General features: G+C 64.8%; 1 protein-coding gene. It reads right to left on the bottom strand.

Annotated elements, in window-relative coordinates:
* On the bottom strand, nt 1-249 hold a 249-nt coding region (locus AC5RWX_RS34595; protein WP_494100613.1), incomplete at its 3' end, for a DUF1304 family protein.
* Nucleotides 250-287: the final 38 nt, after the last annotated feature.

Genomic DNA, 287 nt, shown 5'->3' with positions numbered 1-287 from the left:
CACCAGCGTGTAGCCCACCACCAGGTAGCCCATATTCACGGCGACCACCCCGGCGAGGACTCCCAGGCCGATCACCAGGTTGCGGAACCCGGTGGGAATGGCCCACATCATCACAGCCGGAACGTTCTGCGGCGGCGTGCTCAGGAACTTCTGCGCGCCCGGCCGGTGCATCAGGAAACTCTCCAGCGGGAACACCACGATGTAGATCACGGCCGCCAGTACCGCGAAAATCTGGGATACGGCGTTCATGAAGGAAGGGTACGACGGCGGTGCGCCCCGGCCCCATC

The sequence above is a fragment of the Arthrobacter sp. SPT-J7 genome (assembly GCF_059089965.1).
Note: the sequence above shows the minus strand (reverse complement) of the source record. Positions and strands in the feature narration are given on the sequence as shown.